Origin of the sequence: Leptotrichia buccalis C-1013-b (genome assembly GCF_000023905.1) — a bacterium.
Lineage (GTDB): Bacteria > Fusobacteriota > Fusobacteriia > Fusobacteriales > Leptotrichiaceae > Leptotrichia > Leptotrichia buccalis.
This window is the reverse complement of the sequence record NC_013192.1, coordinates 1,574,267-1,590,703: the sequence shown is the minus strand read 5'-3', so window position 1 is coordinate 1,590,703 and position 16,437 is coordinate 1,574,267. Positions and strand designations below refer to the sequence as shown.

The following is a 16,437-nucleotide window of genomic DNA, read 5'->3' as shown; positions in this document are numbered from 1 at the left end:
TTTAAAATATTAGAGAATTTTTGTTGCATTTTTTAAATTCATTTGGTATAATAACTCTAGATAATAAAATATGGAGGTGGCATTATAATGCTAGATAAAATTAAATCAATAGTAGTAGATCAATTAGGTGTAGATGAAAGTCAAGTAACTGAAGATGCATCATTTGTTGATGATTTGGGAGCTGATTCATTAGATACAGTTGAATTAATCATGGCTTTTGAAGAAGAATTTGACATTGAAATTCCTGATGAAGATGCACAAAAAATTAAAACAGTTAAAGATGTAATCGAATATATCGAATCTAAATAATAGATAAAACTTTTGGGGGTTGTTCCCCCTTTTTTATTGAAAAAAAAATGAAAAAATGTTAAAATAAACTTATTGTAAAAAAATTATTATTTAAAATAATAAAATAAATTAGTAGTTGTTTATAATTTTTATAAAATTAAGATTACTATTAATAAATATTTTTTCTATAATATTTATGTTTTTTCTTTTTTAAAAGCAAAGGGGAACAGTCGCTATCTCCTTTGCAAACCCAGCTCGTCTAAGCATTTTTGGAAAACAAAATTGAAAGTCGCTACGTAAAACTACGCTCACTTTCGCAAATTACAGAGTGAATTTAATTCTATCAAATGAATTATTATAGAAGTTATGGCGAAAGAAACACATAAATGTGTTTAGTCGATTTAATTTCCAAAAAATCACGACATTTTGAGTTTAGATACAACGATTATTTTAGTAAAAATAATAAGCGAAATCTCGTTAAAGAAAAAATAATAGTATAAAAAGGAAAAATATTATCTTAAATAGATTAAATGTATTTAAAATTAAAGAAAAAAATAAAAAATGAGAGGTGTATTAATGAGAAGAGTAGTTATTACAGGAATTGGACTGGTAACTCCATTAGGGACTGGAAAAGAAAAGGCTTGGAAAAATTTGTTGGAAGGTGAATGCGGAATTGATAAAATCACTCAATTTGACAGTTCACAGCATCCAGTTCATATAGCCGCTGAGGTAAAGGATTTTGTTCCTGAAAATTATATTGAAAAAAAGGAATTGAAGAAGATAGCCAGATTTTCACAATTTGCGATTGCGGCATCAAAGGAAGCGTTGGAAGACGCAAAATTGGAAATTACAGATGAAAATGCGGATCGAATTGGAGTAATTATTGGTTCAGGAATTGGAGGACTGGATGTAATTGAGCAGGAAGTGGAAAAACTTGTTACAAGAGGACCAAAAAGAGTATCACCATTTTATATTCCAGCGGCAATTTTAAATATGGCTTCAGGAAATACTTCGATTTATATAGGAGCAAAAGGGCCTAATAAAACTGTTGTTACAGCTTGTGCTTCAGGAACAAATTCAATTGGAGATGCTTTTCAGGCAATTTTGTTAGGAAAAGCTGATGCGATGATAGCTGGAGGAACAGAAGCAACAGTAACTCCATCAGGAATAGCAGGATTTGCAAACTTGAAGGCATTATCAACTAATCCAGATCCAAAAACTGCATCACGTCCATTTACAGCGGATAGAGATGGATTTGTACTTGGAGAAGGTGCTGGAGTACTAGTGCTGGAAGAATTGGAATACGCTAAAAAACGTGGAGCAAAAATTTATGCAGAAGTTGTGGGATATGGAGAAACTGGAGATGCTTATCATATGACAGCACCATCTGATGGTGGAGAAGGTGCAGCAAGAGCATTTAAAATGGCTTTGGAGCAAGGAAATATTAAACCTGAAGAAGTTGGATACATTAATGCGCACGGAACATCTACACCTGCAAATGACAAAAATGAAACTCAGGCAATAAAAACAACATTTGGAGAACACGCATACAAACTTGCTGTAAGTTCTACAAAAGGTGCAACTGGGCATTTATTAGGTGGAGCAGGAGGAATTGAAGCAGCATTTTTAGCACTTGCAATTTCAGAAGGAATTATGCCTCCAACTATAAATTATGAAAATCCAGATCCATTATGTGACTTGGATTATGTACCGAATAAACCTGTAAAAAGAGATATTGAAGTAGGAATGTCAAGTTCATTGGGATTTGGTGGACATAATGCAGTTTTAGCATTTAGAAAATATAAATAGTTATTTTAGGGGCATTTATGCCCCTTATATAAAAGTAGGAAATGACTATAATCTTTAAAAAATAAAGGAGGTGAAAATAGAGAAATGACTGCAAGAAAAAATTCCAAGGATTTGATAAAAAAAATTGGATATGAATTTAAAAATAAAAAATATTTAGAAGAGGCATTGACACATAGATCATATTCTAATGAAGCTGAAAAGACGAGACGGTTTAATAATGAGAAATTAGAATTTCTAGGAGATGCCATACTAAATCTCATAACGACTGAATATATCTATGATTTATATGGAAAGAAAACAGAAGGAGAATTGGCTAAATTAAAGAGCCAGATTATAAGCGAACCTGTTTTTTCGACTATTGCCAGTGATATTAAATTAGGAGAATACCTGTATTTAAGTAATGGAGAGATTATGTCTGGTGGAAGAAATAGAAGATCTATTTTAGGTGATGCTTTTGAGGCTTTGATTGGTGCGATTTTTAAAGATTCAGATTATTATACTGCGAAGAATGTTGCATTAAAATTTTTACTTGGGAAAATAAATAAATTGGAAGAAATAGAAGGAACTGGTGACTATAAAACAATTCTACAGGAATTTGTGCAAGGTAAATATAAAAAAATGCCTGAATACAAACTACTTAGAACTAAAGGTCCTGATCATAATAAAGTTTTTGAAATCTGTGTAAGATGGAATGATAAAATCTATGGTATTGGAACTGGGAAAAGCAAGAAGGAAGCTGAAAAACATGCAGCAAAAGAAGCATTAGAAAAATTAAAGAAATAAAACTAAAATGCAGCAGTAAAAAAGAATAGGAGAACAAAATGAAAAAAGTAGCTTTGTATCCAGGTAGTTTTGACCCAATAACAAAAGGACATGTTGATATTATAAAACGTTCTTCAAATTTATTTGATAAATTAATAATAGGAATTTTTAAAAATTCTACAAAATCGAAAGCCTGGTTTTCAGACGAAGAAAAAGTTGAAATGATAGAAGAAATTTTAAAAAAAGAAAATATTAACGCCGAAATAAAAATTTTTAATGGATTGTTAGTTGATTTTATGTGTAAAGAAAAAGTAAATATTCTAGTAAGAGGACTACGTGCATTATCAGACTACGAATATGAATTACAGTTCACATTAACAAATAAAACTCTTGCAAAAAGTGAATTTGAAACAGTATTTCTAACTGCTTCAAGAGAATACTTGTATTTAAGCTCAAGTCTTGTGAAAGAAGTAGCACAAAATAAAGGAAATTTGAGTTTTTTTGTAACAGAAAATGTAGAAAAACGAATGATTGAGAGAGTAGAAAGTTTTAAGCGATAAATAAAAGATATTTTCTGTTTCACAGTTAATAAAAAGGAAAAAAAATAATTTTGTTAAAAAAATTTGATAATATATACATTATAAATTTTGAAAATCAAATAAAAAGAAGGAAAATTAATATATGGCTGTGAAAAAAGGGAAAACAAAATATATATGTTCAGAATGCGGTTACAGTTCATTAAAATGGATGGGAAAATGTCCAAACTGTGATTCGTGGGGAACATTTGAAGAGGAAATTGATATAAAAAGTACCTTTAAAAATGTGGAATCACAGGAAGTTTCAATAAAGAAAATAACAGAAATTGAAATTGAAAAAGAATTTAGAATGGTAACTCCGTTTGAAGAATTTGACAGAGTTTTAGGCGGCGGACTGATAAAAGGGGAAGTTGTATTAATTACAGGAAGTCCTGGGATTGGGAAATCAACTTTTTTGCTTCAGCTGTCGCAGGAATATGCAAAAATAGGAAATGTTTTTTATGTTTCAGGAGAGGAATCACCACGGCAAATAAAACAGCGGGCAGAACGTGTCAATGTAAAAAGTGAAAATTTATATATTTTAAATGATACTAACATTGAAAAAATTGAAAGTGTCATTTTGAAAGAAAAACCGAAAGTAGTTGTAATTGACTCGATTCAGACGCTTTATTCTGAAAATGTAAATTCAATTCCTGGAAGCGTTACACAAATTCGTGAAACAACATTAAAAATTATTGAAATTGCAAAAAAAAATGAAATTGCATTTTATATTGTGGGACATGTTACAAAAGATGGAAAACTTGCAGGACCAAAATTACTGGAACATATGGTTGATGCGGTTTTGCAAATAGAAGGGGAAGAAAACAGCTATTTTAGAATAATCCGTTCAATAAAGAACCGTTATGGCTCAACAAATGAAATTTCTATTTTTGATATGAAGGAAAATGGAATTAGCGAAGTAAAAAATCCATCTGAATTTTTTATAAGCGATAGAGAGGAAAAAAATGTAGGAAGCATTATTGTTCCTATCTTTGAAGGAAGCCGTGTATTTTTGTTTGAAGTTCAGTCATTGCTAGGAACACCTAATTTTGGAATGCCGAGAAGAACGGTTGAAGGATACGATAAGACTCGTGTGGAAATTTTGAGTGCAGTCTTGTCTCGTTCATTAAAAGTGGATGTAAATTCAAAAGATATTTACATAAATATTCCTGGAGGAATTGACTTGAATGACAGAAGTTCTGATTTGGCAGTAGTTTTTTCGCTTTTGTCTTCAATAAAAGGAATCCCGATAAGTCAGAAAATTGCAGCCATTGGTGAATTGGGATTACGGGGAGAAGTGAGAAAAGTTTCATTTATAAAAAATAGAGTAACAGAATTGGAAAAATTGGGATTTGCAGGAGTTTACTTGCCTAAAAGCCATAAAGCTGATTTTGAAAAGGAAAAGACGAAAATAAAGCTTAATTATATAAGTAATATAAGCGAGCTTGTCGAAAGGGTTAAATAGCCCAAAAAGTAAAAAGGGCGAAAGGATAAAAATATGTTAAAACAGACAGTTAGCGAGAAGAAAATATTAGAGTATATATTTGGTATAGTGGCACCAGGAACAGCTTTACGAGAAGCAATAGACAAGATTCAGGAAGCAAAACTAGGAGCTTTAATTGTGCTTGGAAACCCGGTTGATTTAAAGGATGTCATAGGAGGTGGATTTGAATTAAATACAGTTTATTCACCTCAAAAAGTGTATGAATTATCAAAAATGGATGGTGGAATAATTTTGTCCACAGATATAAAGACAATTTATGGTGCAAATATTCAATTACAGCCTAATTATTCAATTCAGACAGATGAAAGTGGCACAAGACATCAGGCGGCACATAGAGTTGCGCAGCAGAAAGGTAATTTAGTTGTGGCAGTTTCGGAAAGACGAAATAAAATAACAATATATTACGGGAAATTCAGATACATGTTAAATGAAATTGGGGATTTATTGACAAAATCTTCACAGGCGATAACAGCTTTGGAGAAATATTCAATTGCAATTGAAAAGAATCATATTAATTTGTCCATACTTGAATTTGATAATATGGTAACTCTTTATGATATTGTTGAATGTGTCAGAATGTATGGACTGCTTTTTAGAATGTCTGAAGAGTTAATTGAGTATATGGCGGAACTTGGAAGTGAAGGACGGCTTATAAAGATTCAGTATGAAGAAATAATGTTAAATAAAAACGAAACTTTTAATGCTCTGATAAAAGATTATCAGGTAAATAATGAAAAAGCGGAAAAAATTAGAGTAAGGTTAAAATCCTTGACAAAAGAAGAATTGCTAGATGATGAAAAAATAGTGAGTTTATTGGGATTTGATACAGATATTACAAATCTTGATGAAAAAATAGAACCGCGTGGTTATGGACTTTTAAGCAATATAACAAAGATAAGCAGAAAGGACAGGGAAATTCTTGTAAAGGAGTTTTCAAATGTTCAGTCTATTTTAATGTCAACTGCATCAGATATTGCGAAATTAAAAGGAGTAAGTAAATTTAAAGCTGAGCATATTAGTAAATCATTGAAACGTATAAAAAATAAAACAATTGTTGACAGAGACTAAAATTTTTGACAACTTTTGAACTTGATTTTAAAACAAAAAGAGAAAGTAGGTAAAAATGAAAGATAAAAGAGTAACTGTTGGAGGACAGGCTGTTGTGGAAGGGGTTATGATGAGAGGACCTAAAGCGATTGCAACAGCTGTTCGTAAGCAGGATGGAAGTATTGTTTATAAAAAAATAACACTTACTGAAAAAAGTAATAGATGGTTAAAAGTGCCTTTTGTGAGAGGAGTTATTGCACTTTATGATGCAATGGTTGTAGGAACAAAGGAGCTTATTTTTGCGTCAAATCAGGCTGGACTGGAAGAGGAGAAATTGACGGATAAGCAAGTTGGTTTTACTGTTATGACATCAGTTTTATTAGGAATTGCAGTATTTATGTGGCTACCGTCGGCTGTTGGGGGATTTTTCTTTAAGGATAATGTTTTGAAGGCTAACATTGTGGAAGCTGTTATAAAATTGGTACTTTTCTTGGGATATATTTACGGAATTTCGTTTTTAAAGGATATACAGCGAGTTTTTGAATATCATGGAGCAGAACATAAAAGTATTATGAATTACGAAATGGAAAAGGAATTAACACCAAAAAACGCAAAAGAATGTACAAGATTTCACCCAAGATGCGGTACAAGTTTTCTTTTACTTGTAATGTTTATTAGTATTTTAGTATTTTCAACAGTTGACTTATTTTTTAAAGTTCCAACTGGGCATTTTACAATGCTGCTTTACAAATTAGTGACAAGAATATTGTTTGTACCATTTGTTGCTGGACTTTCTTACGAAATACAACGTTGGACAAGTTATCATTTGGATAATATTTTTGCAAAAATAATAGCTGTTCCAGGAATGTGGCTACAAAAAATTACTACAAGTGAACCTGATGAAAGTCAGCTGGAAGTGGCGATTGTGGCTTTGAATGTGGCATTGGGGAATGAAGTAACGAATGCGACGGAAGTTTTTGAATAGAATATATTGATTTTAGCACTCTTAAAGGGGTGCTTTTTGTTTTAATAAACAAAAATATCAAAATTTTACTAAAAAAATAAGCATTTTTTTACCCTCATATCAGTTTTTTACTCTTTTATTTTTGGAATATTGTGATATAACATAGTAAGAAAGTTTATAGTATTTAAGTGTAAACTTAACAGAACAGGAGGATATAATAATGTTAGAAAAACTTTATAATAAATTCAAAAATCTTTTTGGTTATGAAGCCGAAAGTAAATTTTTTGCTCCAGGGAGAGTTAATCTTATCGGAGAGCATACTGACTATAATGGTGGGCATGTTTTTCCGTGTGCGATTCATAGGGGAACTTATGCTTTGGTAAAAAAGAGAGATGATAAAAAATTTCGTATGTATTCAGAAAATTTTGAAAATCTTGGAATTATTGAGTTTTTGTTAGATAATTTAGTAAATGAGAAAAAGCATAAATGGGTTAATTATCCAAAAGGTGTAGTAAGAATGTTTATTGAAGCTGGGTATAAGATTGATAGCGGATTTGATGTGCTGTTTTATGGGAACATTCCAAATGGTTCTGGACTTTCTTCTTCTGCTTCGATAGAAATTGTTACATCTATTATTTTAAAGGATTTGTATAATTTGGACATTGATATGGTTGAAATGGTAAAATTGAGCCAAAAAGCTGAAAATCAGTTTATTGGTGTAAATTCAGGGATAATGGATCAGTTTGCAGTTGGAATGGGAAAAAAGGACAATGCAATCCTGCTTGACTGCAATACATTAAAATATAGCTATGCACCAGTTATTTTAAAAGATGAGGTGCTTGTTATTGGAAATACAAATAAAAAACGTGGGCTTGCAGATTCAAAATATAATGAGAGAAGGGCTGAATGTGAAGAGGCTTTGAAGGATTTGCAAAAGGAGTTGGATATTCAGTCACTAGGGGAACTTTCGGTTGAAGAATTTAATAAAAGTGAAAAACTTATAAAAAATGAAATTAATAGAAAAAGGGCAAAACACGCTATTTACGAAAATCAAAGAACAATAAAGGCACAAAAAGAATTAATGGAAGGAAATTTGGAAGAATTTGGACGGCTTATGAATGAGTCTCATGTGTCGCTTAGGGATGATTATGAAGTTACTGGAATTGAACTTGATACAATGGTTGAAATTACTTGGAATCAGGAAGGTGTAATTGGCTCAAGAATGACTGGAGCTGGATTTGGAGGATGTACAATCAGTATTGTTAAAAAGGACGCTGTGGATAAGTTTATTGAGAATGTTGGAAAGGAATATAAGGAAAAAGTTGGGCTGGATGCTGATTTTTATGTTGTAAATATAAGTGATGGAGCGAAAAAATTATGAATGTGTATGTAGAAATAGAAAAATTGATGGAATATTCGGTAAAAAATGGATTAGTTCTTCCAGAAGATAGAATTTTAGTTACAAATTTAATTTTAGACAGTATTGGAATTGTTGATTATGTAGAATTTTCATCTGAAGAAAGAAAAGAAATAGAAAAATATGTGGAAAATGTAAAATATCCGACAGAAATACTAGACAATATAACTGAATGGGCAGCTAGAAATGGTAAATTGATAGCCAATACAACTACATTTAAGGATTTATTAAATGCAAAAATAATGGGACAGATCTTACCAAGAACATCTGAAATTTCAAAAGTTTTCTGGGGAAAATATGGAAATGAAAATCGTGAATCTGCAACTGATTATTTTTATGAAATATCAAAACAGTCAAACTATATAAGAACAGACAGAATAGCTAAAAATATGTACTGGAACTACAAAAATAAATATGGAGAACTGGAAATTACAGTAAATCTTTCAAAACCTGAAAAAGATCCAAAAGAAATCGCAATGGCAAAAAATAAAGTGACTACAAATTACCCAAAATGCCTGTTATGTAAAGAAAATGAAGGATATTCAGGACATTTAAATCATCCTGCAAGACAAAACCACAGAATTATAAAACTGGATTTGAATAGTGAGGACTGGTATTTGCAGTATTCGCCGTATACTTACTACAACGAGCATTCAATTGTATTTTCAGGAACACATCGTCCAATGAAAATTGACAAGGCGAGTTTTGAAAGACTGTTGAAATTTGTTGAGCTGTTTCCACATTATATGATTGGCTCAAATGCGGATTTGCCGATTGTAGGAGGATCGATACTAACGCATGATCATTTTCAAGCTGGAAGACATGAATTTCCGATGGAAAAGGCAAATATTTCTGAGAAAATAAAATTTAGCGGATATGAAGATATCGAAGCTGGAATTGTGAATTGGCCTTTGTCGGTTATAAGATTGAGAGGGGAAAAGGATAGGCTAGTTGAACTTGCAGATAAAATTTTGCAAAACTGGATTGATTTTTCTTGCGAAAAATTAAATATTTTTTCACATACAGATGAAGAACGGCATAATACGATAACGCCGATTGCAAGATATAAAAATGGAAAATACGAACTTGACTTGACACTAAGAAATAATTTAACAACACCAGAACATCCATTAGGAATTTTTCATCCCCACAGCGAACATCACAATATTAAAAAGGAAAACATTGGACTTATTGAAGTAATGGGACTTGCAGTTCTTCCTGGAAGATTAAAATATGAAATGAGGGAAATTGAAGAATTGCTAAATAATTGTAAAAATTATGATGATGCCTTTGGAAAAATGGAAAAAAATGAAAATTTGAAAAAACACGTAGAATGGCTAAAAATTTATATGAATGATAAAAATTTATCAGAATTATTGAATCGAGATGTGAATTTGTTTTTGAATAGTGCAGTTGGGGAAACGTTTTCACGGGTGCTTGAAGATTGTGGAGTGTTTAAGAATGATGAAAATGGAAAGGCTGGATTTTTGAAGTTTATTGAGAAAATAAATGAAGAAATCTGATAAAATATCTGACAATTATTTAATTAAAGTTCTCTATATAAAAATTTTAAAATAAAAAATACTACTATTATTTGGTAGTATTTTTTTTGAACTATTTTTCTGTAACAAAATTGACTTTATAGTAATTTTTGTAATAATTTCTATATTCTGTTGGGGAAATTTTGAATTTATGCCGAAAAGCCTTTGAGAAATAATTTGCACAGGAGAAACCTACATAGTCGGAAATTTTTTCAATTGAGGAATCGGTATCAAGAAGAAGTTCTCTTGCTTTTGTAAGGCGAGTTTGGATTAGATATTGCCCTGGTGAAATATTGGTTTCGGCTTTGAATTTTCTTGTTAAGTGAGATTTTGAAACGTTTACGTAGCGGGAAATGTCCTCGCTGGAAATTGGCTTTTGATAATTTTTTTTGATATATTTTTTTATTTCCTTTATCAATTCTGAATTTTTTTCTTTTTTCGTTACAAATAATGATGAAAATTCAAATAAAATATTGTAGGCATATTGCGAGCATTTGTAGATATCTGTTATTTCATTGTTTATGGAAGCATAGTAAAATTCCCAGATAAGATTTAGCAGCTTACTATTTTTTTGAAGTTTATAAATGCTGTTATTGTTTAGGTTTGTCAGATTTTTTACAAATTCATCGGCTTCAATTGAAAATTCGATATATAAAACTTCCCAGAAATTCGAGTTTTGTGGTAAATAGTAAGCATGATTACCAGGAATTGTGATGAAAAAGGCTTCGTCTTTTCTTTGGGAATAGGTTTTATTGCCGATTTTTATTTCGCCTTGTCCGTTTAATGTGTACTGAAAAAGACAGAAATTTTTATCCTTTCTAGTTGAGCTGTCCCAGTAATAAGACTTGTCACTTATGCTGTGCCGTCCGATTGCACGAATGAAAACCATTGGAAAAGGTTTTTCAAAATCAAAAACATTCAAAATCCATTTTTTATCTTTTTTTAGCATTTTTTTACCCCTATATCAATTTTTTACTCTTTAAATTTAAAAATAATAAGCTATAATTGTATCGAAACATAGCTAAGCAAATTTAAAAAAGAGTATTTAAATACCTAAATTGATTTTAATATCTATAAATTTGGGTATTTAAAACTCAAAATATTGAAATATTTTTTCAATTAAATTATACAATATATTTTGGATAAAATAAAGATTTTATAAATAAAAAAATAGGAGGAATTTAATGAAAAAACTATTAATGTTATTTCTAATTGTAATGCTGATGCTTCTTAGCTGTGGCAAAAAAGGTAACAAAAATGAGCTTACCTTTGTAATCTGGGATAGACAGCAAGAACCTGCAATGAGTGCGATTGCAAGAGAATTTGAAAAGGAAAATCCTGGGATTAAGATAAAAGTTCAGGTAATAGGATGGAATGAGTACTGGACAAAGCTTGAAGCATCTGCAACTGGAGGGGCATTGCCTGACATATTCTGGATGCATTCGACAAAATTTTACGACTATGCTTCAAATAATATGCTTTTGGAAGTTGACAAGAATATTGACAATGGATTTAAGCATTATCCCGAACAGCTTGTAAAACTTTACCAATTTGAAGGAAAACAATATGCAGTACCTAAAGATTACGACACAATTGGAGTATTTTACAACAAGGAGCTGTTTGATAAAGCTGGCGTTCCTTATCCTGACGGTACTTGGGACTGGGCAGAATTTCTGGAAGTTGCCAAAAAGTTGACAAAAGACGGAGTTTATGGATTTGCGGCACCACTTAATGTTCAGGAAGGTTTCTGGAATACGATGTATCAAAATGATGGATATGTGTTGAAGGATAATAAATCGGGGTATGATATACAGGCTTCACAGGAAGCAATACAATGGTGGGTTGACTTGAGCTTGAAGGAGAAAGTTTCTCCGACACAAAAGGACTTTGATGAAGTTGAGCCGTTCTCGATGTTTACTTCGGAAAAGGTGGCTATGATACAGCTTGGTTCGTGGATGGTGGGAGGAATTGAAGAAAATCCTGAATTTGCGAAAAAAATTGGAGTAACATATTTGCCAAAGGGAAAAAAACAGGCGACAATTTACAATGGACTTGCTTATGCAGCCGCAGCTAACACTAAAAATCCTGAAATGGTTAAAAAGTTTTTAGAATTTCTTGCTTCAGAAAAAGCAAATAGAATACAGTCAGAGAAAGTGGCAGCAATACCAGCTTATGAAGGAACACAGCAAGCGTGGATAGATCATAATAAAAATATGGATTTGAAAGTGCTTGTGGATCAAATAAAATTTGGTGTAATTTTTCCAATGTCTAAAGAAGGAGCAAAATGGAGAGTTTGGGAAGAAGAAATATTTGCACCGATGTTTTCGGGAAGAGTGACAGTAAAAGATGCAACTACGGAATATGCGGATAAAATGAACAGGCTTATGAAAGAAGAAAAATAAAAGTTAATTTGAAAAATATTTTAATTAGAGAGGTGGAAATGTGAAAGCTACAAAATCAAAATATTTAAAAAACAAAAAAGCACTTGATTTTAGTTGGGGATTATTTATGATAGCTCCCACAATGATTGGATTATTTTTACTAAATATATTTCCGATATTTCAGACATTTTATTTGAGTCTGACAAAAACAGGAACATTTGGTAAATCGAGATTTATAGGATTTCAAAATTATATTGACATATTTAAAGACAAAATGGTAATGCAGTCTTTTGCAAATACATTTACTTATACAATTATTGTTGTTCCTTTGGGAGTATTTTTATCACTAGTTATCGCTGTACTTCTAAATTCAAAAATAAAAGGAAAGACAATTTACAGAACATTATTTTTCCTGCCAGTAGTTTCAGCCCCTGCAGCAGTTGCGATGGTATGGCGTTGGTTGTTTAACTCAAAATTTGGATTAGTAAACAATATGATAAGTTCGATAGGATTAAAAGGGCCTGACTGGTTATTACAGCCAAGTACGGCGATGTTTGCGATAATAGTTGTGGGAATTTGGAGCATGATTGGGTATAATATGATAATTTTGCTGGCTGGATTGCAGGAAATTTCTCCTACATTTTATGAGGCTGCTGAAATAGATGGGGCAGGACCTGTCAGACAATTCTTTTCAATAACTTTGCCATTAGTTACACCAACATTGTTTTTCGTTGTAATTACAACATTTATTGGATCACTTCAAGTGTTTGATGTAATTTATATGATGATTGACAAGAAAAATGAGGCACTGCCGGGAGTCCAGTCTGTGGTAATGTTATTTTACAGATACTCATTTGAAAGAAATATGAAGGGTTATGGATCGGCAATTATAGTTTTACTTTTCCTTGTGATACTTGTAATAACGTTTATTCAGTTAAAACTTCAGAAAAAATGGGTGCATTACTAAAAAGTGACCGAATTAGAAAATAAAAATTAATTAGAAGGATGTGATTGTGCTTATGAAAATAGGATATAAAGATAAAAGTAAATTTTTAATTCATTTTGCATTGATATTGACAGCTTTATTTATGGTAATTCCTTTTATATGGATGCTTCTTACTTCGTTTAAAACATTGCCTGAGGCTCTAGCAGTACCGCCAAAAATTATGCCAAAAAGTTTTCATTTTAAAAATTATAAAGATGCGGTAAGTTTATTGCCATTTTTCAAATTTTACTTTAATACAATAATAGTTATAGTTATAAGAGTCGTTGTTTCTACGTTCTTTGCGGCAATGGCTGCATACGGATTTGCCAGAATTAAATTTCCTGGAAGAGATATTTTGTTTATGTTTGTACTAATTCAAATGATGGTGCCTGGACAAATATTTATTATTCCGCAATATCTTATGGTGCAAAGGCTGGGAATGTTAAACAGTATATCAGCCTTGGTATTTCCAGGAATTGTAACTGCGTTTGGGACATTTTTGTTGAGACAGTTTTTCATGGGGCTACCTGACGAGCTGGAAGAAGCCGCTGTAATTGACGGAGCGAATAAATGGCAGATATTTGTTCACGTTATGCTGCCACTTGCAAGATCGGGAATGATTTCTTTAAGCATATTTACAGCTTTATTTGCTTGGAAAGAATTGATGTGGCCGTTAATTGTAAATGCGGACATTGAAAAAATGCCATTATCAGCAGGGTTGGCACAGTTAATTGGACAATTTGCGACAAATTATCCTGTACTTATGGCAGGTTCAGTGCTTGGAATCATTCCAATGATAATAATTTTCGTAATATTCCAAAAACAATTTATAAATGGAGTAGCATTAAGTGGTGGAAAATAAAAAAGTACAAATTTGATTTTCAAGAAACGATATAATTAGAAAAATGGAGGAAAAATGATAAAATTTAATGAGAAAAACAGAGAATTTCATTTATACAACGAAAAAATAAGTTATGTAATAGGATTGCTTCAAAATGAGCAGCTAGGACAATATTATTTTGGAAAAAGAATAAGACATAAAGATAATTTTTCACATATGTTTCAGCGACATAAAGTAGAGCCGTCAATAACTCCGTCAGTAGATGGAAAAGGGTTCACGCTGGATGCAATAAAACAGGAATATCCTGTTTATGGTACAAGTGACTATAGAGAGCCTGCATTGTCGATTTTACAGGAAAATGGAAGCAGAATTACAAACTTTGTTTATAAAAGTCATAAAATTATAGATGGAAAACCTCAGTTAAAAGGGCTTCCAGCAGTTTATGCAAATACTAATGATAAGGTGCAGACTTTGGAAATTACATTGGAAGACGAAGTTATTCAGACAGAGTTGATACTAAGTTACACGATATTTGAAGAATATCCTGTAATATTGAGAAATGCAAGAATTGTAAATAATGGAGCAGAAGAAATAAATATCGAAAAAATAATGAGTCTTTCGCTTGATCTTCCAGATTCTGATTATATGATAATGCAGCTTAGCGGTTCGTGGGCAAGAGAGCGTCACATAATAGAGCGTGAGGCAAAAAGAGGAATAACTCTGATTGACAGTAAAAGAGGAACAAGCAGTGCCTTAAACAATCCATTTATTGGGCTAAGAAGAAAGAATGCGACTGAAACAGAAGGAGAAATAATTGGACTGAATCTTATTTACAGCGGAAATTTTTCAGCGGCAGTAGAAGTCGATCAGTTTGATGTTACAAGACTGAATATCGGAATAAATCATTTTGATTTTAACTGGTGCCTTGAATCTGGAGAAGAATTTCAGTCGCCAGAAGCGGTGTTAGTCTATTCAGATGAAGGAATAAATGGAATGAGCAATACTTTCCATAATTTATACAAGGACAATCTGATAAGAGGGAAATTTAAGAATAAAACACGTCCAATACTTTTAAACAGCTGGGAAGGCGTATACTTTGACTTTAATGAGGAAAAAATACTGAAAATGGCAGAAGGTGCAAAAGATTTGGGAGTGGAGCTATTTGTACTAGATGATGGATGGTTTGGAACTAGGGATGATGATTTTCAGGGACTTGGAGATTGGGATGTAAATTTAGCAAAATTGCCTAATGGAATTAAAGGGCTAGCTGAAAAGATAAACGAAATGGGACTTAAATTTGGGTTATGGTTTGAGCCTGAAATGGTAAATAAGAACAGTAACCTTTATCGAGAACATCCTGACTGGATTCTATCAACTCCCCAAAGGCATGAAACACAGTCAAGAAATCAGCATTATTTAGATTTATCAAGGCCAGAAGTTGCAGAATATGTTTATGAATCTGTAGCCAAAAACTTGAGACAAGCAAATATTGAATATGTAAAATGGGATATGAACAGAACAATGACGGAAGTATTTTCATACGGAAGAGAAGCAAAAAGACAGAAAGAAACATGGCACAGATATTTTTTAGGGCTTTATTCGGTTTTAGAAAGACTGGTTACAGAATTTCCAGATGTACTGTTTGAATCGTGTGCAAGTGGAGGAAATAGATTTGATGCGGGAATGCTTTACTATATGCCTCAAACTTGGACAAGTGACAATAGTGATGCGATAGACAGATTAAAAATACAATATGGAACTTCAATTGTATATCCAGTGCCAGCGATGGGAGCACACGTTTCGATTACTCCAAATCATCAGACAGGAAGAAATACTAGCCTTGATATAAGAGGAAATGTGGCAATGTTTGGAACATTTGGATATGAACTCAATCCAAAAGATTTGTCGGAAGCTGAAAAAGGTGAGATTAGAATACAAATTGAGGAATTTAAGGGGTATCGTGAGTTAATGACGGCTGGAGATTTTTATAGAGTGAAATCGCCTTTTGATGGAAATGAAGTGGCATGGCTTATGGTAAGTAAGGATAAAAAAGAGGCAGTTGTTGGATATTACAGAATACTTATGCCTGTAAATAACGGATTGCGAAGGGTAAGGCTTACAGGACTTAATCCAGAATTTGATTATAAAGTTGAAAAGAAAAAGGCAAATTCTTCTAAAAAGATTGAATTTGAAAAAGTTGGCGGAGATGAGCTTATGAATTTTGGACTTTTAGTTGGGACAAATGATGAGCATAGAAATATTGAAGGAGATTTTTATACTGAATTGTATCATTTAAAGTCTGAATAAATAAAAATAGAAAAAA

The 16,437-nt window shown here is 32.0% G+C and carries 14 protein-coding genes; 13 read left to right on the top strand and 1 reads right to left on the bottom strand.

Features of this window, described 5'->3' with window-relative positions:
* Positions 1-87: 87 nt before the first annotated feature.
* The 9 genes from LEBU_RS07435 to LEBU_RS07395 all read left to right on the top strand — a co-directional run bounded on the left by LEBU_RS07435 (position 88) and on the right by LEBU_RS07395 (position 9,889).
* On the top strand, positions 88-309 hold the full coding sequence (locus LEBU_RS07435; protein WP_015769721.1) for an acyl carrier protein: 222 nt from the start codon (positions 88-90) through the stop codon (positions 307-309).
* Between the two features lie 555 nt (positions 310-864).
* A complete protein-coding gene (gene fabF / locus LEBU_RS07430; protein ID WP_015769720.1) occupies positions 865-2,097 on the top strand; it encodes a beta-ketoacyl-ACP synthase II in 1,233 nt (410 codons plus the stop codon).
* Positions 2,098-2,181: 84 nt separating this feature from the next.
* Positions 2,182-2,880 carry a ribonuclease III gene (gene rnc / locus LEBU_RS07425; protein ID WP_015769719.1) on the top strand — a complete coding sequence of 233 codons (699 nt, stop codon included), beginning with the start codon at positions 2,182-2,184 and terminating at the stop codon, positions 2,878-2,880.
* A gap of 38 nt (positions 2,881-2,918) precedes the next feature.
* Positions 2,919-3,419 carry a pantetheine-phosphate adenylyltransferase gene (gene coaD, locus LEBU_RS07420; protein WP_015769718.1) on the top strand — a complete coding sequence of 167 codons (501 nt, stop codon included), beginning with the start codon at positions 2,919-2,921 and terminating at the stop codon, positions 3,417-3,419.
* 121 nt (positions 3,420-3,540) lie between these two features.
* Positions 3,541-4,899 carry a DNA repair protein RadA gene (radA, locus tag LEBU_RS07415; protein ID WP_015769717.1) on the top strand — a complete coding sequence of 453 codons (1,359 nt, stop codon included), beginning with the start codon at positions 3,541-3,543 and terminating at the stop codon, positions 4,897-4,899.
* A gap of 33 nt (positions 4,900-4,932) precedes the next feature.
* Positions 4,933-6,006 (top strand): DNA integrity scanning diadenylate cyclase DisA, encoded by a 1,074-nt coding sequence (disA, locus tag LEBU_RS07410; protein WP_015769716.1) that lies wholly within the window; start codon positions 4,933-4,935, stop codon positions 6,004-6,006.
* A 55-nt stretch (positions 6,007-6,061) separates the two neighbouring features.
* The gene (locus LEBU_RS07405; protein ID WP_015769715.1) at positions 6,062-6,970 is read left to right on the top strand and encodes a DUF1385 domain-containing protein; all 909 of its coding nucleotides are present in this window, start codon (positions 6,062-6,064) and stop codon (positions 6,968-6,970) included.
* A gap of 199 nt (positions 6,971-7,169) precedes the next feature.
* Positions 7,170-8,330: a galactokinase gene (locus LEBU_RS07400; protein ID WP_015769714.1), complete on the top strand. Its 1,161-nt coding sequence runs from the start codon at positions 7,170-7,172 to the stop codon at positions 8,328-8,330.
* Positions 8,327-9,889: a UDP-glucose--hexose-1-phosphate uridylyltransferase gene (locus tag LEBU_RS07395; RefSeq protein WP_015769713.1), complete on the top strand. Its 1,563-nt coding sequence runs from the start codon at positions 8,327-8,329 to the stop codon at positions 9,887-9,889. The genes LEBU_RS07400 and LEBU_RS07395 overlap by 4 nt, the downstream gene beginning before the upstream one ends.
* 91 nt (positions 9,890-9,980) lie before the next feature.
* Here the strand turns inward: LEBU_RS07395 and LEBU_RS07390 are convergent, their stop codons facing one another.
* Positions 9,981-10,856, bottom strand: a complete 876-nt coding sequence (locus LEBU_RS07390; RefSeq protein ID WP_015769712.1) for an AraC family transcriptional regulator — start codon at positions 10,854-10,856, stop codon at positions 9,981-9,983.
* A gap of 235 nt (positions 10,857-11,091) precedes the next feature.
* Between LEBU_RS07390 and LEBU_RS07385 the strand changes: the two genes are divergently transcribed.
* The 4 genes from LEBU_RS07385 to LEBU_RS07370 are packed head-to-tail and all read left to right on the top strand — an operon-like array spanning position 11,092 to position 16,421.
* Positions 11,092-12,309 carry an ABC transporter substrate-binding protein gene (locus LEBU_RS07385; protein ID WP_015769711.1) on the top strand — a complete coding sequence of 406 codons (1,218 nt, stop codon included), beginning with the start codon at positions 11,092-11,094 and terminating at the stop codon, positions 12,307-12,309.
* A gap of 40 nt (positions 12,310-12,349) precedes the next feature.
* Entirely contained in the window at positions 12,350-13,255 is a 906-nt protein-coding gene (locus LEBU_RS07380) for a carbohydrate ABC transporter permease (RefSeq protein WP_015769710.1), read from the top strand.
* Positions 13,256-13,307: 52 nt separating this feature from the next.
* Complete coding sequence (locus LEBU_RS07375) at positions 13,308-14,135, top strand: carbohydrate ABC transporter permease (protein WP_041760625.1); 828 nt, start codon at positions 13,308-13,310, stop codon at positions 14,133-14,135.
* A gap of 54 nt (positions 14,136-14,189) precedes the next feature.
* Positions 14,190-16,421: an alpha-galactosidase gene (locus LEBU_RS07370; RefSeq protein ID WP_015769708.1), complete on the top strand. Its 2,232-nt coding sequence runs from the start codon at positions 14,190-14,192 to the stop codon at positions 16,419-16,421.
* The last annotated feature ends 16 nt before the right edge of the window (positions 16,422-16,437 follow it).